Consider the following 22,305-nt stretch of genomic DNA (forward strand, 5'->3'; position numbering starts at 1 on the left):
GATAATGGAAAGTGTCTCCCTATTGCTCAGGAGTTTTCATGCATTACCAAACCGTACTGTTCGACCTCGATGGCACGCTGACCGACCCGCGCGAAGGTATCACCCGCTCCATCCAGTTCGCCCTGAGCAAATTGGGCATCGATGAACCGGATCTGACCAGGCTCGAGCACTTCATCGGCCCGCCGTTGTTGCAGGCGTTCATGCAGTTCTACGACTTCGACGAGCCCAAGGCCTGGGAAGCGGTGAACTTCTATCGCGAGCGCTTCAAAGTCACCGGCCTGTATGAGAACCGCGTGTTCGACGGCGTCATGCCGCTGCTGGAAACCCTCGGTGGGCAAGGACGACAGCTGTACATCGCGACTTCCAAACCGTGGGCTTTCGCCCGGGAAATCGCCCGGCACTTCGACTTCGCCAGGCATTTCAAAGTGATTTACGGCAGCGAGCTGGATGGCACGCGGACCAATAAGGTCGAGCTGATTGCGCACTTGATGAGCGAAGAGGGCCTGGACCCGGCCAATACCCTGATGATTGGCGACCGTAAACACGATCTGATCGGCGCTCGCAGCAATGGGCTGGACGCAGCGGCGGTGGGTTATGGGTTTGGCAGCCGGGAAGAGTTGAGCGCTGAAGCACCGGCGTATCACTTCGAGACACTGGAGGAGATGCATCGGGCGTTTTTGCAGCGTTAGTTGTCTTCGCAGCCGCTCCCACATGGGTCTATGTTCGCAGATTTAATGTGGGAGCGAGCCTGCTCGCGAAGAGGCCCGCTCAGCCACCGGGACTCTACGATCCCGCCAATACCTTCAACGCCGCCTTACGCTCCTCAACCGGCAACGCGCCCAGCCTCTCCACCTCCGCATAAAACCTCACCCAATCCCCCTCGACCTGTTTGAACAATGCGGCAAACGCCGGCACCCACTGGTCGTACAAACCAAACGGCAACAGTCGGGCATTGTTCATCGGGGTGTTGATCCACGCGTCGTAGCGTTTGTTCCCGGCCCATTGGCTGTCGCGTAGCGTCCGGTATTCACGGCGCAATTGTTCGAACTCTGCCGCTTTTCGCTCGCGCATTTGTTCGGCAGGCAGCGGCAGGGCGTAAAGCCGTTCCAGCCTGGTGCGGGTGTCCAGCACCAACTGAATGAACTGGTCGCGTTGCTGCACCAATGCTCCGTTATCCGGTGGCAGGCCGCGGAATGCGCGCCATTGCCGAGTGCCTTCCTGCTCGACGAAGGTGGCGAAGGACTCGTTGAATTCGGTGTCGTCTTTCACATAAAAACGTTGATGGGCGAGTTCGTGGAAAATCAGCGTGGCCAACCGTTCGTCGCCCCAACCCATCATCGAGCTCATGATCGGGTCGTTGAACCAACCGAGCGTCGAATAGGCCTCGACGCCGCCAATCGACACGTCCATACCTTGCAATCGTTGCAACGCGGCCTCACCGCGGGCAGCGCTCTGGCTGTAATACCCGCGATAGGCGACGCAGCCAGCGATGGGGAAGCAATGATTTTGTGGCTTCAGCGAAAACTCCGGCGTGGCAAAGACGTTCCAGACTACAAACGGTCGGCCGATGTCGGCGTACAGTCGGTAGCTCTGGTTGTCCGGCAGGTGCAGGTATTGGCTGGCGAAGGTCCGGGCCTTTTGAGATTGGGCCAGATGCGCACGCAATTGCTGATCGCGGCCGGAGTCGGCAATCACACTGGAAACCGGCTCCCGTGCCCGCAGCAAATGCAGCTGACCACTGGCCAATTGGCCGTAATAGCTGACGCTTGCGCAACCGTTGAGCAACAAAAAAATCACACCCGGAAACAAAATGCGTAAAACGCGATCAAGTAACCCAAGGCTTGGACGCGGCCTGATCAAAATAAAAACATCCCTGGAAAGTCTGCCCGCAAGACTATCCCGCCTATTGGAGCTCCGCTATGCGCAAGTTGATGCTGACGGGAGGCCTGCTGATGCTGGCCGGTTGTGCTGGACTGCCCACCCCTGATCCTTCGCAGGCGTGGATCGATCTGGATTCACGACAGGAAGACGCCGCGCTGCAAGCGGTGGAAGTCGATGACAAGGCCTCCATCGACAAGCGCTACTTCGAGGTGCAGCCCGGTAGCCATGAGCTGACGGTTCGCTACTTGTTTGCGGTCCAGCCAACCAACATTGGCCCCAATGCCGAGCCGCTGTGGCGCGACTGCCAATTGAATGTGAAATTCAAGGACTTCAACGCCGGTCAGCGCTATCAGCTGCAAGCAGGGAATATCGGCTTCCGGCCGTGGGCGAAGCTCTATGATCAACAGCGAAAAGTGATTGGGCAGGGTACACCGGCAGGCTGCCAACGTACTTGATCGACGCTATGCTGAATTATCAGTCCTTGGGAAATTCATCATGCGCAGGTTGTTGCTGTTGCTCGCTGCAGGCGCCTTTGTCGGTTGCACGAGTCCGTTGCCGGCGGTCGATCCGCAGATGGCCTGGGTCGACTTCGCTACGCCGAGTCCCGGCGGGAAACTGCTGATGGCCGAACGGCTGGACAACCAGCGGGTGAGCGACGGACGTTATTTCCAGGTCACCCCGGGGAGCCATGAACTGAGAGTACGCTTCGATTTTGAAGTGTTTGGCGGGGGGCCAGGCCTGTTGAACACTCCCTTGGAGCGAATGTGCTATCTGACTATCAATTACGACCATTTCGAGGCTGGCCAGCGTTACCTGCTGGAAGCGCGTTCTGTGGCGTTCACCCCCAGCGCCCGGCTCTATAACGCCAAGCGGGAGATTGTTGCTGAGGATCGACTGACCAATTGCCTCATATGAGACGAATCAACGGTCATTTTTCTGATAGATGATTTTCTTGGTGCCGCCTTCGCATGAGCCGACGACCATGTTCTGATCGTGAACTTCGTCGTTGGTGACGATTTCCAGGGTGTAGGACGAGACGTTGTTGGCCTGGATCTTGGCTTCGATCTCGGCCTTGAGTTCCTCACAGGATTTCGGTGCCGCGAGGGCCGATGTGGCCAGCGTGCAACAGATAACCGCCAAGACAAAACGTTTCATGGTTGAAGCTCCCTTAAGGCAGCGCGCATGGTGATGCGCTGAAGCTGCTGTCATTTATTCGACCACAGTTTTGTCTGTCAGGTTATGTTTCAGGGCAAAAAAAGACCGCAACCTGCGGAAGGGAACCCGCGGAGGCTGCGATCTTTTACCAGCTAACGTATCAACCCATGATCAGCTGACCAACGTCGCATCCAGGCTGATTTTCGCATTCAGCACTTTGGACACCGGGCAGCCTTCTTTGGCTTTGTTACTCAGTTCCTCGAATTGTGCCTGGGTCGCCCCGGGGATTTTCGCCTTGAGAATCAGTTTTACCGCTGTGATTGCAAAGCCACCGTCTACCTGGTCCAGGGTAACTTCAGCAGTGGTGTCGATACTGTCGGCCTTAAGGTTGGCCTCGCCGAGAATCATTGAAAACGCCATGGAGAAACAGCCCGCGTGAGCCGCGCCGATCAGCTCTTCCGGATTGGTGCCTTTACCCCCTTCGAAACGGGCCTTGAAGCCGTAGGGCGCGTCTCTGAGAACGCCGGTTTCCGTGGAAATCGAGCCGATACCGGTTTTCAGATCACCTTCCCAATGAGCCGATGCTTTCTTTGTGATAGCCATGTCTGCCTCCTCAAGATCCGGCGCGAAACGTCGCGCCTTCGTGGTTTTCGGTTACCAGGGTTCTGAGGATAGACCGTCCGGCAAAGTTCACCTCATCTGATCAGTCTTCTAATTGCGTAGGAATTTTGTCTCTCCTATTGAAACTCGGGTATATGCCCTCATTGCATAGAACACGCTTATAGACTCGGCAGGTTTTCGTTCGTGAAAAAACCTGCTTACCCATTGGAGAAGCAGGTTTATGAAACGACTATCCGATATCAAGTTCTCGACCCTCGATCTGGTGCCCGTGCGGGAGAACGGCAGTGCGGCCCAGTCCCTGCACAATTCCCTGGACCTGGCGCAGCACGTCGAAAAATTCGGCTACAACCGCTTCTGGGTCGCCGAACACCACAACATGGACGGGATCGCCAGTTCGGCGACCTCGGTCCTGCTGGGCTATTTGGCTGGCGGCACTTCGACCATTCGTGTCGGTTCGGGTGGCGTGATGTTGCCCAATCACGCGCCGCTGGTGATCGCCGAGCAGTTCGGCACCCTTGAAAGCCTGTATCCGGGACGGATCGACCTGGGCTTGGGGCGCGCGCCCGGCTCCGATCAGATGACCGCCCGCGCCTTGCGTCGTGAGCGCTCCGGCAGCGCCGACGACTTCCCGGAAGATGTGACTGAACTGATGCGCTACCTCGGCCCGCGCACGCCAGACCAGCGGATCATTGCCATGCCGGGTACCGGCACCAATGTTCCGATCTGGTTATTGGGTTCGAGCTTGTTCAGTGCTCAGCTGGCCGGTGAGCGCGGTTTGCCCTACGCCTTCGCCTCACATTTCGCACCGCGCTTCATGCATGAGGCAATTCGCGTTTACCGCAACCACTTCAAGCCTTCAGCGGTTTTGGATAAGCCTTACGTGATGCTCGGCGTGCCACTGGTGGCCGCAGACACTGACGAGCAGGCCGATTACCTGGCAACCTCGGTCTACCAACGGATTCTCGCGTTGATGCGTGGTCAGAGCCTGGTGCAACGCCCGCCAGTGAAGACCATGGACGGCTTGTGGCTGCCTCATGAGAAAGAAGCGGTTGGTGATTTCCTTGGCCTGGCCATGGTCGGCAGCCCGCAGAAAATCCGTGCCAAACTGGACGTGCTGATCGAACAGACTCAGGCCGATGAGCTGATTTTTACCTGTGACCTGTACGAACATGCCGATCGCCTGCACTCCTATGAGTTGCTAGCGCAGGTCATGAAGGGCTGACGCTCAAGTTGCACCCACAAAAAAGCCGACGCCATTGCGTCGGCTTTTTCATTCGCGAGGGCGGTCAGCCCTGCTTATAGACGATTTGCCTGGAGCCTTTTTCACAGGTGCCAACGACTTTTCCGTCAGCAGCAGCGCCTTTGTCGACGATCTCCAGCGAGTAATTGGAAACACCCTTGGCATCCAGTTTCGCTGCGATTTCGGCTTTCAGCTCGTCGCACGACTTGCCCTGGGCAAAGGCGGCTCCCGCAAGGCTCAACAAACCTATCGCCAAAATAAACTTCTTCATGGGTTGCACTCCCTGGTCGGATCAATAGGTGAGGCACCTGCCATTAGCCGGACGCACTCACCACTTAGCGCTTTGCCATTCCCTATGGCAGTCGGCCGGCGCGCAAGTTCAGAAGACTAGCTTAAGCTCAGCTACTGGCAATCCGGAATCCGACTTTGAGCGTCACCTGGAAGTGTGCTGCTTTGCCGTCCTTGATGTGTCCGCGGGTTTCGGTCACTTCAAACCATTCCATGTACTTGAGGCTTTTATTGGCTTCGGCCAGGGCATTGTTGATGGCGTCTTCAATACTGGTGGTGGATGAGCCAACCAGCTCGACTTTCTTGTAGGTGTGATGGTCAGTCATGGCGTTCTCCTAAGGGTGTGAAATACAGCCTAGCAGTGATTTTTCTTATTTCTTCTGTCGACTAATCCGGAGGGGAGTTCAGATTTACTGCACTTTCTCGAACCCTTGAAGTCCCAACCAACACACGCAACTCAAACAATGCAGGAGAGCCACCATGGCCAATACCTCGTTACGCAAAGCCTCATTGCAAAGCATGGAAGCCGAAATCGAGAGTCTGCTGAAATCGTTGGAAAGCCTGAAGGACGACGCCTCGGACGAGTCGCGTAAAACCCTTAAAACGCTGAAAATCAACGCCGAGAACGCGCTGAAGCATTCGCGTCATCTGCTCTCCGATGCCTATGAAGAGGTCAAGGTCAAAACCCGTGAAACCGGGATCGCGACTCGCGACTACGCCCAGGAACACCCTTGGACTACAGCCGGCGTCGCCGTTGGTGCGCTGGGTCTTCTGGCAGCCTACCTGCTGTGCAAACGCGGTAATTAAGGCGCCTGGCGCAGTTCGTTTTTAAGCCATTGCGCCAATTGCCGAGCGCGTCCGTCCGCGGCGCGCTTGGGTAGCCATAACGCCAGTTGCGCCGGGGTTTCACAGAAACCCCATGGCGCAACCAGGCGACCGGCCTTCAAATCCTCGGCCACCAGCGGCTCCGGCGCGATGGCCACACCTAGGCCGGCCACTGCCGCCTCCAGCAAATAATACAAATGCTCGAAACCCTGACCGTACTTCAGCGCCTTAGCGTCGAGGCCGCTTTGCTGGGCCCAACTCGGCCAGGCTTGCGGACGTGAGGTGGTATGCAGCAATGGCTCGGTCAGCAGTGCATTTGCCGGTGCGTTCTGCAGCCTTTCGTAACCGACGAATCGTGGGCTCATGACCGGGCCGATGCGTTCGCTGGCCAATTCATAAACTTGCATGTCTGCCGGCCATGGCGGCTCGGCAAACACCAGCAAAGCATCAAGACCGGGCCGCCGTGGATCGAGATCGCCTTCGCCAGCCGACAGGTGCAAGCGCAGATCCGGCAAATCCGCATTGAGTCGCCCCAAACGCGGAATGAACCAGCGCGCCAGCAGGCTGCCCGAGCAGCCGAGCACGAACGGCGCATCGGCGGTGCTTCGGGTCAGTTCGGCGCAAACGCTGCGCAATCGCTCGAAGGCTTCACCGCTGACATCGCGCAAACGGACACCGGCATCTGTGAGTTTCAGGCCGCGTCCATCCTTGATGAACAGACTCACGCCGAGGTGTTCTTCCAGCACCTTGAGTTGTCGGCTGACCGCACCATGAGTGACGTGCAGCTGTTCGGCGGCCTGACTGACGCTGTTCAGGCGGGCAGTGGCCTCGAAGGCGCGAAGGGCGTTCAGCGGCGGAAGGTCGTGGCTCATGGAATCTGTGAGTTTTCCTGACGGGTTGTGGCGATCTTATCGGTTTTCAGTGCGGGATGTCAGGGGTAGAGTGAACCCCATCGTCACCTCTCGAATACAACTGGAGCGACCCATGACCCAGACTAATCTGCGCAACGGCCCCGACGCCAACGGCCTGTTCGGCGCGTTCGGCGGCCGCTACGTCGCCGAAACCCTGATGCCGTTGATCCTCGATCTGGCCCGCGAATACGAAGCGGCCAAGGAAGATCCGGCGTTTAAAGAAGAATTGGCCTACTTTCAGCGTGATTACGTCGGACGTCCAAGCCCACTGTATTTCGCCGAGCGTCTGACAGAGTTCTGCGGCGGCGCGAAGATTTACCTCAAGCGCGAAGAGCTGAACCACACCGGCGCGCACAAGATCAACAACTGCATCGGCCAGATCCTGCTGGCGCGGCGCATGGGCAAGAAACGCATCATCGCTGAGACCGGCGCTGGCATGCACGGCGTGGCGACCGCCACCGTGGCTGCGCGTTTCGGCCTCGATTGCGTGATCTACATGGGCACCACCGACATCGAACGTCAGCAAGCCAACGTGTTTCGCATGAAGCTGCTGGGCGCCGAAGTGATCCCGGTGGTTGCCGGTACCGGCACCCTCAAAGATGCGATGAACGAAGCCCTGCGTGACTGGGTGACCAACGTCGACAGCACCTTCTACCTGATCGGCACCGTGGCCGGCCCACACCCGTACCCGGCCATGGTTCGCGACTTCCAGGCTGTGATCGGCAAGGAAACCCGCGAGCAGTTGCAAGCCCAGGAGGGCCGTCTGCCCGACAGCCTGGTGGCGTGCATTGGCGGTGGTTCCAACGCCATGGGCCTGTTCCACCCGTTCCTCGATGACAAGAGCGTTGAGATCATCGGCGTCGAAGCTGCCGGTTATGGCATCGAAACCGGCAAGCACGCGGCCAGCCTGAACGGCGGCGTACCGGGTGTTCTGCACGGCAACCGTACTTTCCTGCTGCAGGACGACGACGGCCAGATCATCGACGCTCATTCGATCTCCGCCGGCCTCGACTATCCGGGCATCGGCCCGGAACACGCCTGGTTGCATGACATCGGCCGCGTCCAGTACACCTCGGTGACTGACGATGAAGCCCTCGACGCGTTCCACAAATGCTGCCGTCTGGAAGGGATTATTCCTGCACTGGAAAGCGCACATGCCCTGGCCGAAGTGTTCAAACGCGCACCAACGCTGCCGAAAGATCACTTGATGGTGGTCAACTTGTCTGGCCGTGGCGACAAAGACATGCAGACCGTGATGCACCACATGGAACACTCTCAACAAGAGCAATCCAAGCAGGAGAAACACTGATGAGCCGCCTGCAAACGCGTTTTGCCGAACTCAAGGAACAAAACCGCGCCGCCCTGGTGACCTTCGTGACGGCCGGCGACCCGAGCTACGACACGTCCCTGGCGATCCTCAAAGGCTTGCCGGGAGCGGGTGCCGATGTAATCGAGTTGGGCATGCCTTTCACCGATCCAATGGCCGATGGCCCGGCGATTCAACTGGCCAACATTCGTGCGTTGGGCGCCAAACAGAACCTGGCGAAAACCTTGCGGATGGTTCGCGAGTTCCGCGAAGGCAATAACGAGACTCCGCTGGTGCTGATGGGTTACTTCAACCCGATTCACATGTATGGCGTGCCGCGTTTCATCGCTGAAGCCAAAGAGGCCGGCGTCGATGGCTTGATCGTGGTCGACATGCCGCCCGAGCATAACGGCGAGCTGTGCGACCCGGCACAGGCGGCAGGCCTGGACTTCATTCGTCTGACCACTCCGACGACTGATGACGTGCGCTTGCCGACGGTATTGAACGGCAGTTCCGGATTTGTTTACTACGTGTCGGTGGCGGGTGTGACCGGTGCGGGCGCGGCGACTCTGGAACATGTCGAAGAAGCCGTCACCCGTCTGCGTCGCCATACCGATCTGCCGATCAGCATCGGTTTTGGTATCCGCACACCGGAGCAAGCGGCGTCCATCGCGCGTCTGGCCGACGGTGTGGTGGTGGGGTCGGCACTGATCGACCACATCGCCAATGCCTCGACGCCGGATCAGGCTGTGGAGGGTGTACTCAGCCTGTGCGCGGCCTTGTCTGACGGCGTACGTAAAGCGCGGGTCAGCTGAAGGAAAAGTTCCTGATACAGAGGATTAGAGCCTCACAGCACAGACTAAACAGCAAGACCGAGGGCTTCAGGACTACGTTCTGAAGCCCTTTTTGCTGTATGGCTGTGAGGAAAGACCTGGCGTCGAGCGGGAGGCAATAGGGTGTTGATCGCCGTAGGCAGCGGGATTGTTTATGAAATTCTTGATCGCGGTTGAATACAAAAAGATCGCAGCCTTTGGCAGCTCTTATAGGGGAATGCGATACCTCTGTAGGAGTTGCCAAAGGCTGCGATCTTTTGCTTTCAGGGCAACTCCAACCCACCCGCGGCCTTGTGCAGCTTCCGCAAATGCTCGCCAACCTGCTTCAGGTTGGCTTCGTTGGCGGCCATCTCGGCGGCACGACTCGGCTCGAGCAACGCTCTCACTTCCTTGTCGAGATCCCCTGTTAGTGCTTGCAGCTGCTTCTGGCGCAGGTTGCTTTCCGCCTCCAGACGCGTCCACTCGTTCGGTTGCGGCAAACCATAACCACCGGTGCCGAGCAGTTCGGCCGGACGGCTGAGGAAGCCGCTGTTGGCTAGAATCTCCTGCAAGGTCGCATTGGCTTTATCCATGCCGCCATTCTTCAATTCCCGAGCGCCCAGATAACGTTGTTTCACTTCGTCCTGGGCCAGTACCATCTGCTGACGGAAACTGGCCTGCTCCAGCAGCAGCAATGCCGCGCTGGTGCGTAAGTCAGCCTGGTCAATCCATTTGCGGCGTTCCTCAGCTTTCAAGGACAGCCAGTCCTCGACCTTGTCCTGCTTGATCGGTAAATGCTTCTTCAGCACTTCGAACATCGCTTGATAACGCTCGCGGAAGGAGTCGAAGCGATAGCCTAGACGTAACGCTTCGCGGGGATCGTCCAGCACGCTGGTGTTCGCCAATCCGCGGCCCTTGAGCACTTCCAGCAAACCGTTGGGCATGATGCTGTCGAGGCCAACCAGTTGCGCATTGTTGGTGCTGCTGCGCAGTAATTTCAGGCCTTCTACCGCGCAGTTGTTGGACAGGAAAAAATAGTTGCCGTCGTAACTCCAGTGCATCTCCGCAGCGTGTTCCACCACGTCTTCGATCTCGCTGTGCGACAGGTTCAGCGGCACCGAGGCCAGGCTGCGCAATTCGGTCTTGGTGTATTCGTCGATCACCTGGGCCAGCGGCAAGACAAACAGGCGCGATGGGTATTTACCCACCAGCCCATCCCAGCTCGACAGCTGTAAGTCACCGACGAAGGCGCGGTAGGACAGCACCAAGTGCTGATCCAGATCCAGTCGACAATCCGGCCCGCGAGGCCGACCCGGTGCACAGATCACCAGTCGCAGCATGCTGTGGCCCCAGCGGCTGACCCAGTTCTGGTTGGCTTCTGCCAGTAGATAGTCAACAGCGTAAACCCGCTCTGGATCGACCTGGCCCAGGGGCTGCTTGGCGAAGTCGTTACCCGCATTGAGGAAGGCGAATGATTGGGCGCATGTATCTTTGGCGGCGGGCGCCCAACCGAAATGTTCTTTGTAGTAGCGATACAGCGCAGGACGACGGCAGGCATAGCTTGGGTCGAGGAGGAAATACTCCATGTTGACCGCGACGAACTCCTTCGGGCTGCTCGTCTCGTAGATATCCGGGCTGCGGGCAATCTGCCGGTTGTGCTGTTCACGCTCGCCGCGTCGACCGACGTATTGCGGCCAGCCGGCCAAATCCAGCAGACGTGGGTCATCGCTGAGGGTCCAGCGTCGTTCCGTCTGCCCGCGGCATTGATCGGGGATGCCGATCAGCCCGGAGCTGCTGTTGCGTTGCTTGCAGCGCTGGATCAGCGTGCGCTCGGCGTCTGGCCACAGACGCGCGCGGTCATAAATATGGGTGAGTTCGTGCAACACCGTGGCGAGCATTTCCCGGCGCACGGTACCGTGGGGACGATAAGTTTTTTGGGTCGCGGCGCTGCCGTTGGTGAGGCTGGCGAGCAGATTGCGATTCAGGTCCAGCTCGGACACCAGCGACGCCTGGCCGTAAGCATCGCTCGGCATGTCGTCGGTCCAGCCGACATCAATTCGTCGGTCCAGTTGCTGGATGAAGCGCGGCGGTAAAGCCTGCATGGCTTCATCGAGCAGCGCCTGACTGGCCTGCTGTTGCGCGGGGCTCAGACCGTCGGTCTTGAGCCGTAGTTGCAGGCTGGCCTGAGCTGTGTTGCCAAGCAGCAACACAACCCCGGCCAGCAGCCAGGCGCCTAGCGACTTCACAGTGCGAGGATGGCTTCGGCGAGAACCTGATCACTGGCGTCTCGGGCTTCCGGTACGCGGGTGCGCAAGGTGTCGAAGGCCGCTTCCAGGTGCGCACCACGGATTTCACCGTCGCTGGCGACGAAACTGGCCGCATCGTCGTGGGCTTCACGGACAATCTTCGAATCACGGATGGACGTGGTGGTATCGGATGTGAAATCAAGCGAGCGCTGGGAGGCACGAATGATGATGTTACTGGTGGCTACCAGGGTGTGCGCCTGGGCCACGTCGGCCAACAACAGCAGGCCAAGGGTGGCAGCAATCAGCGGGCTACGCATGGAACGACTCCGGAGGAACAAGGGATAACTATTGGACGAGAATTGCCTGTGCCAGTTCAAGGTCACTGGCATGAAGTTTTGGCTGGGTCCGGCGCAGGTAAATCAAGGCGGCCTCCAGTTGCGATCCTCGCAGTTGGCCGTCACTGGCAATGAACGCGGCAGCATCATCCCGGGCGGCGATCAGCAGTTTATGGTCGAAGGGCGCGGAGGTCACCATGCTGGAGGCATAACCACTGGCCACGGTGCCTTGCGTAGAGAGGTTGAAAGCGTCGAAGGCATGGGCCGAACCCGACCAGCAAGCCGCAAGAAAAACCGCAGTGATCGACAGATTGGAAAGAAAACGCATGAGACTCGTTAGCTGAAAGCGAGTCCCAAGGCTAGCGCAATGCCCAGGCTGGAGCCAGTGCCGAAACATGGGGACACCTGTGGGAGCGGGCTTGCTCGCGAAAGCGGTGTGTCAGGCGACATCAATGTTCGATGTGCTGACGCCTTCGCTAGCAAGCCCGCTCTCACATGGATTGCGACTAACTGAACAGCATTAGGGCGTGTCCTGCGTCAGAGCTATCGCTTAGATCGTCAGGATGGCCTGGGCCAGCTGTGCGTCGGTCGCATTCAGTTGTGGAGTCTGTTGGCGGATGTGGTCGAGCGCGCTTTCCAGTTTCACACCACGAATGGCGCCTTCACTGGCGACGAAGCTGGCGGCATCGTCACGAGCAGCACGGACGATTTTGTCGTCGCGAAAGGAAGACGAGACGTCCGACGTTGCGTCAGAGGACGCCTTCAGTCCACCAACAATGGAATCGGTGGTCACGATAAAACTGGTGGCGTGGGAATTGGCAGCAACGGCAAGCAGGGCGGCAGCGCTGAGCAGACGAAGACGGGACATGGGGGTAGCTCCTTTGGATAGACCGATTTAGAGGTGGCTCAGGATCAGACGCCTGTCGTAAAGCGCTCGCCACGTTCTATCTGGATATTAGGCCTGTGCACCGCGGTTAGAACAGTCCTGTCTGATAATGGAGAAAGCTAGCGCCAGAACGGTTTGTCCACTTCGTTGAGGCGGTCGGCATGACTGATGCCCAGATCCGAGAGCTGTTGATCATTGAGTTGGCCCAGTAACCGTCGGGTGCGAGCCCTTTCCAGGCTGTCGGCGAACGCTCTCAGTAATCCTCGAAGCCTGGCCAAACGGGTGTTCGCTTGCGGTGTGTGATGGAAACATTTAGTAAGTTATTCATGGGCGCGGTCTTTTTGCCAACTTGTCGGGATTCAATGGTGACCCCCTTACGCCTGCGGGCACAGACACACGTCGATGAAATTGTACTGGTTAAATTTGTGTAATTTATAAACTGTACCTATTAGGAGTTATCTCTTCTGTGCCCAATATGAAAGCTCCAAAACGACAAAACCCGTCGTGGTTTCCCACGACGGGTTTTGTTTGTTCAATTCGGGGTGCTGGCGGTGGATCCGGAGGATCAGAGCCAGCGACGCTAACTTAGCGCCAGAACGGCTTGCTCAGCTCTTCGTAGCGTTGTGCTTCGCTAATCCCGGCGTCAGCCAGCAGACGCGAATCCAGACGAGCCAGTTGATGGCGGCTGGTGATGCGGCGCTGCCACAGCATCAGGTTGGCGATAACGCGCAGAGGCAGGGAAGCCTGGGTTTTTGCAGCAGTATCTTCGAAGAACAGTTCGGAACTGAGTGTACGTTCCATGGTTGACATCCTTCCGCTTATGGCGGGATTAGGTAGTGGTTTAACTGATGCCAATGATCCTCTCGTTTGGCCAGTCTCTGTAGATACAGTTCACCTGTATTGTGAGAGACCAGTTAACTGTTAAAAGGCAGTGTACTGGTCGAAATTGAGGCAACTGTACTTGTCTGCACTAATATGGCGCATTTTTACTCAGTTCAGCGCAAAAGGTAGGAAAATACCCTAGGAAAAGACCGGTACAGCAGTACAGTTTTTGACGATGTTGAGTGTTATCTCCGCGAGCTGACGAAACTGTGTTTGCGCCAGCTGCAATCTGTATCAATTACCCCGCCAGCATGCGCCCGGTTTCTTCCAGGTTTATGTGCCAACTCAGGGCATCGCGAAGGATGTGCGGGGTATGCCCGCCGACTGCGCAAGCGGCAGTGAAGTAGTCATTCAAGGCTGGTCGATAGTCCGGGTGAACGCAGTTGTCGATGATGACCCGGGCGCGCTCACGCGGTGCCAAGCCACGCAAGTCGGCCAGGCCTATCTCGGTCACGAGAATGTCGACGTCATGTTCTGTGTGGTCGACGTGGCTGACCATGGGAACCACGCTGGAAATCGCGCCACCCTTGGCAATCGACTTGGTGACAAAGATCGCCAGGTGCGCATTGCGCGCGAAATCGCCGGAGCCGCCGATGCCGTTCATCATCCGCGTGCCGCAGACGTGGGTGGAGTTGACGTTGCCGTACAGGTCGAATTCCAGGGCAGTGTTGACGCCAATAATGCCCAGGCGTCGCACCACTTCGGGATGGTTCGAGATTTCCTGAGGGCGCAGCACCAGCTTGTCCTTATAGTGCTCCAGATTCCCGAACACATCGGCATTGCGCCGGCTCGACAGGGTGATCGAACTGCCGGAAGCAAAGCTCAGCTTGCCAGCGTCGATCAGGTCGAAAGTCGAATCCTGCAGCACTTCGGAGTACATGGTCAGGTCTTCAAACGGCGCGTCGATCAAGCCGCACATCACCGAATTGGCAATAGTGCCGATACCGGCTTGCAGCGGGCCGAGCTTGTTGGTCATGCGCCCGGCAGCCACTTCTTGTTTGAAGAAATCGATCAGGTGGTCCGCGATGGCCTGTGTATCACTGTCCGGCGGCAAGACAGTGGACGGCGAGTCAGACTGGTTAGTGATCACAATCGCGACGATTTTTTCGGGCGGTATCGGGATGGCGGTGCTGCCGATGCGGTCGTCGACCTTCACCAGCGGAATCGGGGTGCGGGTCGGCCGGTAGGTCGGGATATAGATGTCGTGCAGACCTTCGAGATTCGGGTTGTGAGCCAGGTTTATCTCGACGATCACGTGCTTGGCGAAAATCGCGAAGCTGGCCGAGTTGCCTACCGAGGTGGTCGGCACGATATGGCCTTGCTCGGTGATTGCCACGGCTTCGATCACTGCGATGTCCGGTAGCTTGAGCTGTTGGTTACGCAGTAGCTCTACGGTTTCCGACAGGTGCTGGTCGATGAACATGACTTCGCCGGCATTGATCGCCTTGCGCAGGGTGCTATCCACCTGGAATGGCATGCGTCGCGACAGTACGCCGGCTTCAGTCAGTTGTTTGTCGAGGTCGTTGCCCAGGCTGGCACCGGTCATCAGGGTGATTTTCAGTGGCGTGACCTTGGCGCGCTCGGCCAGTGCATGAGGCACGGCCTTGGCTTCGCCGGCTCGGGTAAAGCCGCTCATGCCGACGGTCATGCCGTCCTGAATCAGAGCGGCAGCGTCGGCGGCGCTCATCACCTTGTCCAACAACGAAGGCAAGCGAATACGGTCACGGTACATAATTATTTTCTCGGGGCAACGGAAGCTAGGTGCGCAGTCTAGTGAATTTGATGAGCCTGCGTCCCGCTACCAAGGTCGCATTCGAGGCGTCTATTCTGGGTCTTTCAGACAAAACACCGTTACAGGATCGGTAACAGCCACAAACAAAAACGCCCCGACGAGTCGGGGCGTTCAGGTTGCCGAAGGGTATTACTCGACGGCTTTAACCATGTCTTCGATGACTTTCTTGGCATCGCCGAAAACCATCATGGTCTTGTCCAGGTAGAACAGCTCGTTGTCCAGACCGGCATAGCCGCTGGCCATCGAGCGCTTGTTCACGATGATGGTCTTGGCTTTGAACGCTTCCAGAATAGGCATGCCGGCAATCGGCGATTTCGGATCGTTCTTGGCGGCCGGGTTAACCACGTCGTTGGCGCCGAGCACCAGCACCACGTCGGCCTGACCGAACTCGGAGTTGATGTCTTCCATCTCGAACACCTGGTCGTAAGGCACTTCGGCCTCGGCCAGCAATACGTTCATGTGGCCAGGCATCCGACCCGCAACCGGGTGGATGGCGTACTTCACGGTCACGCCGCGGTGGGTCAGCTTCTCGGTCAGCTCTTTCAATGCGTGCTGCGCGCGGGCCACCGCCAGGCCATAGCCCGGAACGATGATCACCGTGTCGGCGTTGGTCAGCAGGAAAGTGGCGTCGTCAGCCGAACCGGATTTCACCGGGCGGGCTTCTTTCGAGCCTGCCGGGCCAGCGGCATCCGCGGTGTTGCCGAAGCCGCCGAGCAGAACGTTGAAGAACGAACGGTTCATCGCCTTGCACATGATGTACGAGAGAATCGCACCGCTTGAGCCCACCAGCGAGCCGGCAATGATCAGCATCGAGTTGTTCAGCGAGAAGCCGATACCCGCTGCTGCCCAGCCGGAGTAACTGTTCAGCATGGACACCACGACGGGCATGTCGGCGCCGCCGATCGGGATGATGATCAGCACACCCATCACGAAGGCCAGGGCCAGCATCAGAGCAAACGCGCTGAGATTGCCGGTCAGCATGAAGGTGATGCCCAGTGCCAGCGTCGCCAGACCCAGCAGCAGGTTCAGCTTGTGCTGACCGCTGAACTGTACCGGTGCGCCCTGAAACAGGCGGAACTTGTACTTGCCCGAGAGCTTGCCGAAGGCGATCACCGAACCGGAGAAGGTGATTGCACCGATGGCCGCGCCGAGGAACAGCTCCAGACGGTTGCCCGCCGGAATCGAATCACCCAGGTGTTTCACGATGCCCAGGGACTGTGGCTCGACCACCGCCGCAATCGCAATAAACACTGCGGCCATACCGATCATGCTGTGCATGAAGGCGACCAGTTCCGGCATCTTGGTCATTTCAACGCGCTTGGCCATGATCGAGCCGGCAGTGCCGCCGACCAACAGACCTACGATGACGTAACCGATGCCGGCAGTAGCAAGCTCAGCGCCCAGCTTATAGATGAGGCCCACGGTAGTGAGGATCGCCAACGCCATGCCGAGCATGCCGTAGACATTGCCGCGCCGCGACGTGGTGGGGTGCGACAGGCCTTTGAGGGCCTGGATGAAGCAGATCGACGCGATCAGGTAGAGCGTCGTTACCAGATTCATGCTCATTACTTGGGCGCCTCTTCTTTTACGGCTTTCGGGGCTTTTTTCTTGAACATCTCAAGCATTCTGCGAGTCACGAGGAAACCACCGAACACGTTCACCGCTGCCAGAGCCACCGCCAGGGTGCCCATGGTCTTGCCCAGTGGGGTCACGGTCAAAGCTGCCGCCAGCATGGCGCCGACGATCACAATCGCCGAAATGGCGTTGGTCACCGCCATCAATGGCGTGTGAAGTGCAGGTGTAACGTTCCACACCACGTGATAACCGACATAAATCGCCAGCACGAAGATGATCAGGTTGTAGATACCGGGGGAGATAAGCTCTTCCATCGTCTGAATCCCTGCTTAGGCGTTTTTGCGGATGACTTGGCCGTCGCGGCACATCAGGCACGCGGCGACGATGTCGTCTTCGAGGTTCACTTCAAACTGGCCTTCTTTGTTGAAGACCAGCTTCAGGAAGTCCAGCAGGTTGCGCGCGTACAGCGCCGAAGCATCGGCCGCGACTGCGCCGGCCAGATTGGTCGGGCCGCAAATGGTCACGCCATTCTCGACGACCACCTGATCGGCCACGGTCAGCGGGCAGTTGCCGCCCTGGGCTGCCGCGAGGTCGATGACCACCGAGCCTGGCTTCATCTGCGCCACGGTTTCGGCGCTTAATAGCGTCGGCGCCTTGCGGCCCGGGATCAGTGCGGTGGTGATGACGATGTCAGCCTGCTTGGCGCGTTCGTGCACGGCCAAGGCCTGGCGCTGCATCCAGCTGGCCGGCATTGGGCGCGCGTAACCGCCGACACCGACGGCGCATTCGCGCTCTTCATCGGTTTCGTACGGCACATCGACGAATTTCGCACCCAGGGATTCGATTTGTTCCTTCACCGCAGGACGCACGTCGGACGCTTCAATCACGGCACCCAGACGTTTCGCCGTGGCAATCGCCTGCAGACCGGCTACGCCTGCGCCAAGAATCAGCACGCGCGCCGCTTTCACGGTGCCCGCGGCGGTCATCAGCATCGGCATGAAGCGTGGATAGTAGTGAGCAGCCAGCAACACGGCTTTATAGCCGGCGATGTTCGCCTGGGAGGACAACACATCCAGGCTCTGAGCGCGGGAGGTGCGCGGCGCGGCCTCCAGTGCGAAAGCGGTAATGCCGCACTCAGCCATCTTGGCAATGGTTTCATTGCTGAACGGATTGAGCATGCCCACCACAACGGTGCCGCTCTTGATCAGAGTCAGCTCACTGTCGCTGGGGGCAACCACCTTGAGGATCAGCTCGGCGCCAAATGCATCATTGGCGCTGCCAATAATTGCGCCTGCCGCTTCATAAGCACTGTCGACAACGCTGGCATTAATGCCGGCGCCGCTTTGCACAGTGACCTTATGACCCTGGCCGATCAACTTCTTGATGGTTTCCGGGGTTGCAGCAACCCGTGTTTCACCCGTCTGGGTTTCGAGAGGAACACCAATGTGCACGTCAAATCTCCTGCGTGATCTTATTGAGTAAACCCATGCACTTCGGATGGTGCGTCTGGGGCGGCCGATCAGCACGATCCCGCCAAATCAGGGCGGGGCGCGGCATTTTGCAGGCGAACTTTGTGCCCTTCAAGGGATTATGACGGGTGACGGAAAATTAACTACAAGTCACCCCGTGACCGAATGTCGCACTTATCGGAGCAACCCCTTGCAGGCCGTGGCTTGTGAGGATTCTGTCCAAAATTCAAGAATTTACACATCGGCACGGTGAATGAGGCGTCATTGCCTGACAATAGAGGCTCAAGGCCACGTATTCAGGCCTTTGTAGGACGTTTGTGCTACTCCTCAGTACAGTCTGCCAATATGCGACAAATACTTATATCTGTAGTGCTTTTGTTTTGCTGACTACGAGGTCAGCTAATAAGTGCGAGCCTTTATCCTTCTAGGCTGTAGCTTTGTGCCTGATTCACCAGCCAATCGCGAAATGCCTTTAAAGAGGCTGATTCGACCTTTCGCTCGGGAATCATCAGGTAGTAGGCCTTAATGCTCGATAGTGCCTGGGCGTTGGCAATCACCAGACGCTTCTCTGCTAATTCGCGCTGAATCAGGAACGGTGGAATCAGCGCGATCCCCATATCGTGCATCGCCGCTTGAGCAAGCATGGAGAATAGCTCGTAACGCGGCCCTGTCATGTCTCGCGGGATATTCAGGTTTTGAGAGTTGAACCACTGGCGCCAGGCATAAGGGCGTGTGGTCTGCTGCAGCAGGGGCAGTTCGGCGATTTCACTGGGGCTCAGGTTGGTTTTTTTGCCCAGTAACGTGGGGCTGCACACCGGCATCGGATTTTCGCCCATTAGCCTGTGGGATTCGGTACCCGACCAGTCGGCGTCGCCAAAATAGATCGCGGCATCGAAATCGGTATCGGCAAACAGGAAGGGGCGGGTGCGGTTGGTGAGGTTAACCGTCACTTCCGGATGTTTGTGCTGAAAGTCCTTGAGCCGCGGCAGCAGCCATTGAGTACCGAAGGTTGGTACCACCGCCAGCTCGATCACGTTGGCGCCTTGTTGGCCCATCACTGACAAGGTGTCCCGTTCAACCGCGTCGAGTTGGGTGGCCACTCGGCGGCTGTAGGAAAGCCCGGCCTCCGTCAGCTTCACTCCGCGCCGCGAACGTCGGAATAGTTCGACGCTGAGGAACTCCTCAAGGCTGGCGATCTGTCGGCAAATCGCTCCCTGCGTGAGGGAAAGTTCCTGGGCGGCCTTGGTAAAGCTCTCGTGGCGCGCTGCAGCTTCAAAGCTGATCAGGGCGGTTGTGCTGGGGATTTTTCTGCGCATGTACGTCAACCTCACTAATACATCGCATACAGGCTATTTTTGCGACGTTACGGAGTGAGAAATTAGCACAACAGTATGCAAAATCCTCGTTTGCCGTGAAACCGAACCCGGCCTAGGATCACTCCACGTTATTTGACCCGATTCGAGAGGACTCACTCATGGGCGGTAAAGCTAGCTTCAACTGGATCGATCCCCTGCTGCTGGATCAACAGCTCACTGAAGAAGAACGCATGATTCGCGACACGGCTCAGCAATTTGCTCAGCAGAAGCTCGCGCCACGCGTTCTCGAAGCTTTCCGTCATGAGAAGACCGACCCGGCGATCTTCCGTGAGATGGGTGAAGTGGGTCTATTGGGTGCGACCATTCCTGAGCAATACGGTGGCAGCGGCCTTAACTACGTCAGTTACGGTCTGATTGCCCGAGAGGTCGAGCGTGTCGACTCCGGCTATCGCTCGATGATGAGCGTGCAGTCCTCGCTGGTCATGGTACCGATCAACGAATTCGGTACCGAAGCACAGAAGCAGAAATACCTGCCGAAGCTGGCCTCGGGTGAATGGATCGGTTGCTTCGGTCTGACCGAGCCTGACCACGGTTCCGACCCGGGCGCGATGATTACTCGTGCACGCAAAGTGGAAGGCGGCTACAGCCTCACCGGCAGCAAAATGTGGATCACCAACAGCCCGATCGCCGATGTGTTCGTGGTTTGGGGCAAGGACGACGCGGGTGACATCCGTGGTTTTGTTCTGGAGAAGGGCTGGAAAGGTCTGAGCGCTCCGGCGATTCACGGCAAGGTTGGCCTGCGTGCATCCATCACCGGCGAGATCGTCATGGACAACGTGTTTGTCCCTGAAGAGAACATCTTCCCGGATGTCCGTGGTTTGAAAGGCCCTTTTACCTGCCTTAACTCGGCGCGTTACGGTATTTCCTGGGGCGCACTGGGCGCTGCCGAGTTCTGCTGGCACACCGCTCGTCAATACACCCTGGATCGTAAACAGTTTGGTCGTCCATTGGCGGCCACACAGTTGATCCAGAAGAAGCTGGCCGACATGCAGACCGAGATCACTCTGGCGCTGCAAGGCTGCCTGCGTCTGGGTCGTATGAAGGATGAAGGCACTGCTGCCGTCGAGATTACTTCGATGATGAAGCGCAACTCCTGTGGCAAGTCCTTGGACATTGCTCGCATGGCGCGCGACATGCTGGGTGGTAACGGCATCTCCGATGAGTTCGGTGTCGCTCGGCACCTGGTCAATCTGGAGGTGGTGAATACCTATGAAGGTACGCATGACGTCCACGCACTGATCCTCGGTCGCGCGCAGACCGGCATCCAGGCGTTCTATTAATAGGGGAACGACCATGGGCGCGCTTTCGCATCTACGGGTACTGGATTTATCACGGGTGCTTGCCGGGCCTTGGGCCGGGCAGATCCTGGCGGACCTTGGTGCCGAAGTCATCAAGGTCGAGCGCCCGGGCAATGGCGATGACACGCGCGCCTGGGGGCCTCCGTTCCTTAAAGACGCCTATGGCGAGAACACCAGCGAGGCGGCCTATTACTTGTCCGCCAACCGCAACAAGCAATCAGTGACCATCGACTTCACGCGGCCAGAGGGGCAGCAGTTGGTGCGTGAGTTGGCGGCAAAGTCGGACATCCTCATTGAAAACTTCAAGGTGGGTGGCCTGGCGGCTTATGGGTTGGACTATGAGTCGCTCAAGGCGATTAATCCGAAGCTGATCTATTGCTCGATCACTGGATTCGGTCAGACAGGTCCGTATGCCAAGCGTGCGGGTTACGACTTCATGATCCAGGGCTTGGGCGGTCTGATGAGTTTGACTGGCCGTCCCGAAGGAGATGAGGGTGCAGGCCCGGTGAAAGTCGGTGTGGCGCTGACAGATATTTTGACCGGGCTCTATTCAACGGTAGCGATCCTGGCGGCCTTGGCTCATCGGGATCAGGGCGGTGGCGGTCAGCATATAGACATGGCATTGCTGGATGTTCAGGTGGCTTGTCTGGCCAATCAGGCGATGAACTACCTGACTACAGGCGTTGCGCCTAAACGCCTGGGCAACGCTCACCCGAATATCGTGCCTTATCAGGACTTTCCTACGGCCGATGGCGACTTCATCCTCACCGTGGGTAACGATGGGCAGTTCCGCAAGTTTGCGCAGGTGGCTGGTCAGCCGCAGTGGGCGGATGATCCACGTTTTGCGACCAACAAATTGCGGGTGGCTAACCGAGCAGTACTGATTCCGCTGATCCGCCAGGCGACCGTGTTCAAGACTACTGCCGAATGGGTGGCGCAGTTAGAGCAGGCAGGCGTGCCATGCGGACCGATCAATGATCTGGCTCAGATGTTTGCCGATCCTCAGGTTCAGGCGCGTGGGTTGGCCATTGAGCTGCCTCATGCTTTGGCCGGGATGGTGCCGCAGGTTGCGAGCCCGATTCGTCTGTCCGAGACTCCGGTGGAGTACCGTAATGCGCCTCCTTTGTTGGGCGAGCACACGCTGGAGGTTTTGCAGCGGGTGTTGGGTCTGGATGCCGGCGTCGTTGCCGGGTTCAAGGCGTCTGGAGTGCTCTGAGTATTCCTTCTATATAGCAGGGCTGGTTTTGCTCTCCTATATAGAGGGGAATGCGCAGTTTTCCGGCTTTCCGCAAGTTATTGATAGAAAAGCGTAATCAGGGGTTGACGGCAGATTCTGGAAGTCTATAATTCGCCCCACTTCCGGCGCAGTCGAAACGGAAAACTCCTTGGTAAACAAAGAGTTATGCG

Annotated in this window: 25 protein-coding genes and 2 pseudogenes; 10 read left to right on the forward strand and 17 right to left on the reverse strand. The window is 58.0% G+C overall.

The features are described from left to right. The first annotated feature begins 38 nt into the window (after positions 1 to 38). A complete protein-coding gene (locus tag KVG95_RS15570; RefSeq protein ID WP_217857039.1) occupies positions 39 to 689 on the forward strand; it encodes an HAD family hydrolase in 651 nt (216 codons plus the stop codon). A 94-nt stretch (positions 690 to 783) separates the two neighbouring features. Here the strand turns inward: KVG95_RS15570 and KVG95_RS15575 are convergent, their stop codons facing one another. Further along, complete coding sequence (locus KVG95_RS15575) at positions 784 to 1,860, reverse strand: aminopeptidase (RefSeq protein WP_217857040.1); 1,077 nt, start codon at positions 1,858 to 1,860, stop codon at positions 784 to 786. 59 nt (positions 1,861 to 1,919) lie between these two features. Between KVG95_RS15575 and KVG95_RS15580 the strand changes: the two genes are divergently transcribed. Both KVG95_RS15580 and KVG95_RS15585 read left to right on the forward strand, forming a co-directional pair. Then, the gene (locus KVG95_RS15580) at positions 1,920 to 2,336 is read left to right on the forward strand and encodes a PA0061/PA0062 family lipoprotein (protein WP_217857041.1); all 417 of its coding nucleotides are present in this window, start codon (positions 1,920 to 1,922) and stop codon (positions 2,334 to 2,336) included. 40 nt (positions 2,337 to 2,376) lie between these two features. Then, positions 2,377 to 2,796, forward strand: a complete 420-nt coding sequence (locus KVG95_RS15585) for a PA0061/PA0062 family lipoprotein (RefSeq protein WP_217857042.1) — start codon at positions 2,377 to 2,379, stop codon at positions 2,794 to 2,796. 6 nt (positions 2,797 to 2,802) lie between these two features. Here KVG95_RS15585 and KVG95_RS15590 read toward each other — a convergent pair whose 3' ends face one another. After that, positions 2,803 to 3,036: a DUF1161 domain-containing protein gene (locus KVG95_RS15590; RefSeq protein WP_217857043.1), complete on the reverse strand. Its 234-nt coding sequence runs from the start codon at positions 3,034 to 3,036 to the stop codon at positions 2,803 to 2,805. A gap of 171 nt (positions 3,037 to 3,207) precedes the next feature. Next, the gene (locus KVG95_RS15595; protein ID WP_008008030.1) at positions 3,208 to 3,639 is read right to left on the reverse strand and encodes an OsmC family protein; all 432 of its coding nucleotides are present in this window, start codon (positions 3,637 to 3,639) and stop codon (positions 3,208 to 3,210) included. 238 nt (positions 3,640 to 3,877) lie between these two features. Between KVG95_RS15595 and KVG95_RS15600 the strand changes: the two genes are divergently transcribed. Beyond that, entirely contained in the window at positions 3,878 to 4,879 is a 1,002-nt protein-coding gene (locus tag KVG95_RS15600; protein ID WP_217857044.1) for an LLM class flavin-dependent oxidoreductase, read from the forward strand. A 64-nt stretch (positions 4,880 to 4,943) separates the two neighbouring features. On the opposite strand, the gene KVG95_RS15605 is transcribed toward KVG95_RS15600, so the two are convergent. Both KVG95_RS15605 and KVG95_RS15610 read right to left on the reverse strand, forming a co-directional pair. Then, positions 4,944 to 5,168: a DUF1161 domain-containing protein gene (locus KVG95_RS15605; protein WP_217857045.1), complete on the reverse strand. Its 225-nt coding sequence runs from the start codon at positions 5,166 to 5,168 to the stop codon at positions 4,944 to 4,946. 127 nt (positions 5,169 to 5,295) lie between these two features. Continuing rightward, entirely contained in the window at positions 5,296 to 5,511 is a 216-nt protein-coding gene (locus KVG95_RS15610) for a dodecin (protein ID WP_007902773.1), read from the reverse strand. Positions 5,512 to 5,665: 154 nt separating this feature from the next. Here KVG95_RS15610 and KVG95_RS15615 point away from each other — a divergent pair, with 154 nt between their 5' ends. Next, on the forward strand, positions 5,666 to 5,992 hold the full coding sequence (locus KVG95_RS15615; RefSeq protein ID WP_007902771.1) for an ElaB/YgaM/YqjD family protein: 327 nt from the start codon (positions 5,666 to 5,668) through the stop codon (positions 5,990 to 5,992). Here KVG95_RS15615 and KVG95_RS15620 read toward each other — a convergent pair. Further along, positions 5,989 to 6,882 carry a LysR family transcriptional regulator gene (locus KVG95_RS15620; RefSeq protein WP_217857046.1) on the reverse strand — a complete coding sequence of 298 codons (894 nt, stop codon included), beginning with the start codon at positions 6,880 to 6,882 and terminating at the stop codon, positions 5,989 to 5,991. The two genes, KVG95_RS15615 and KVG95_RS15620, sit on opposite strands and share 4 nt — an antisense overlap. A gap of 112 nt (positions 6,883 to 6,994) precedes the next feature. Here KVG95_RS15620 and trpB point away from each other — a divergent pair, with 112 nt between their 5' ends. The 3 genes and pseudogenes from trpB to KVG95_RS30410 all read left to right on the forward strand — a co-directional run. Next, a complete protein-coding gene (gene trpB, locus KVG95_RS15625; protein WP_007902766.1) occupies positions 6,995 to 8,230 on the forward strand; it encodes a tryptophan synthase subunit beta in 1,236 nt (411 codons plus the stop codon). Beyond that, complete coding sequence (gene trpA, locus KVG95_RS15630) at positions 8,230 to 9,042, forward strand: tryptophan synthase subunit alpha (protein ID WP_217857047.1); 813 nt, start codon at positions 8,230 to 8,232, stop codon at positions 9,040 to 9,042. The genes trpB and trpA overlap by 1 nt, the downstream gene beginning before the upstream one ends. 108 nt (positions 9,043 to 9,150) lie before the next feature. Further along, positions 9,151 to 9,237: pseudogene (locus tag KVG95_RS30410) on the forward strand (anti-virulence regulator CigR family protein); the annotation flags it as partial. 86 nt (positions 9,238 to 9,323) lie between these two features. Here KVG95_RS30410 and KVG95_RS15635 read toward each other — a convergent pair. The 11 genes and pseudogenes from KVG95_RS15635 to KVG95_RS15685 all read right to left on the reverse strand — a co-directional run bounded on the left by KVG95_RS15635 (position 9,324) and on the right by KVG95_RS15685 (position 19,540). Continuing rightward, positions 9,324 to 11,285 (reverse strand): DUF7844 domain-containing protein, encoded by a 1,962-nt coding sequence (locus KVG95_RS15635; RefSeq protein ID WP_217857048.1) that lies wholly within the window; start codon positions 11,283 to 11,285, stop codon positions 9,324 to 9,326. Then, entirely contained in the window at positions 11,282 to 11,602 is a 321-nt protein-coding gene (locus KVG95_RS15640; RefSeq protein ID WP_052963596.1) for a DUF2388 domain-containing protein, read from the reverse strand. Before KVG95_RS15640 ends, KVG95_RS15635 begins: the two co-directional genes overlap by 4 nt. A gap of 28 nt (positions 11,603 to 11,630) precedes the next feature. Then, the gene (locus tag KVG95_RS15645) at positions 11,631 to 11,948 is read right to left on the reverse strand and encodes a DUF2388 domain-containing protein (RefSeq protein WP_217857049.1); all 318 of its coding nucleotides are present in this window, start codon (positions 11,946 to 11,948) and stop codon (positions 11,631 to 11,633) included. 222 nt (positions 11,949 to 12,170) lie between these two features. Further along, positions 12,171 to 12,488 (reverse strand): DUF2388 domain-containing protein, encoded by a 318-nt coding sequence (locus KVG95_RS15650; protein WP_007902756.1) that lies wholly within the window; start codon positions 12,486 to 12,488, stop codon positions 12,171 to 12,173. Between the two features lie 137 nt (positions 12,489 to 12,625). Continuing rightward, positions 12,626 to 12,834: pseudogene (locus KVG95_RS15655) on the reverse strand (DUF1127 domain-containing protein). A gap of 257 nt (positions 12,835 to 13,091) precedes the next feature. Next, positions 13,092 to 13,307 carry a DUF1127 domain-containing protein gene (locus KVG95_RS15660; protein WP_008018491.1) on the reverse strand — a complete coding sequence of 72 codons (216 nt, stop codon included), beginning with the start codon at positions 13,305 to 13,307 and terminating at the stop codon, positions 13,092 to 13,094. A gap of 319 nt (positions 13,308 to 13,626) precedes the next feature. Then, the gene (gene scpC, locus KVG95_RS15665; RefSeq protein ID WP_217857051.1) at positions 13,627 to 15,120 is read right to left on the reverse strand and encodes a succinyl-CoA:acetate CoA-transferase ScpC; all 1,494 of its coding nucleotides are present in this window, start codon (positions 15,118 to 15,120) and stop codon (positions 13,627 to 13,629) included. A gap of 189 nt (positions 15,121 to 15,309) precedes the next feature. After that, positions 15,310 to 16,746 (reverse strand): NAD(P)(+) transhydrogenase (Re/Si-specific) subunit beta, encoded by a 1,437-nt coding sequence (locus KVG95_RS15670; protein WP_217857052.1) that lies wholly within the window; start codon positions 16,744 to 16,746, stop codon positions 15,310 to 15,312. Further along, entirely contained in the window at positions 16,746 to 17,069 is a 324-nt protein-coding gene (locus KVG95_RS15675; protein WP_003187010.1) for an NAD(P) transhydrogenase subunit alpha part 2, read from the reverse strand. The genes KVG95_RS15670 and KVG95_RS15675 overlap by 1 nt, the downstream gene beginning before the upstream one ends. Before the next feature lie 15 nt (positions 17,070 to 17,084). Further along, entirely contained in the window at positions 17,085 to 18,206 is a 1,122-nt protein-coding gene (locus KVG95_RS15680) for a Re/Si-specific NAD(P)(+) transhydrogenase subunit alpha (RefSeq protein ID WP_217857053.1), read from the reverse strand. 434 nt (positions 18,207 to 18,640) lie between these two features. After that, entirely contained in the window at positions 18,641 to 19,540 is a 900-nt protein-coding gene (locus KVG95_RS15685; RefSeq protein ID WP_052963602.1) for a LysR family transcriptional regulator, read from the reverse strand. A 158-nt stretch (positions 19,541 to 19,698) separates the two neighbouring features. On the opposite strand from KVG95_RS15685, the gene KVG95_RS15690 reads away from it, so the two are divergent. Further along, entirely contained in the window at positions 19,699 to 20,880 is a 1,182-nt protein-coding gene (locus KVG95_RS15690) for an acyl-CoA dehydrogenase (RefSeq protein WP_030129615.1), read from the forward strand. 13 nt (positions 20,881 to 20,893) lie between these two features. Next, the gene (locus KVG95_RS15695; RefSeq protein WP_217857054.1) at positions 20,894 to 22,114 is read left to right on the forward strand and encodes a CaiB/BaiF CoA transferase family protein; all 1,221 of its coding nucleotides are present in this window, start codon (positions 20,894 to 20,896) and stop codon (positions 22,112 to 22,114) included. Positions 22,115 to 22,305: the final 191 nt, after the last annotated feature.

It is taken from the genome of Pseudomonas farris, assembly GCF_019145235.1.
Taxonomy (GTDB): Bacteria; Pseudomonadota; Gammaproteobacteria; order Pseudomonadales; family Pseudomonadaceae; genus Aquipseudomonas; species Aquipseudomonas farris.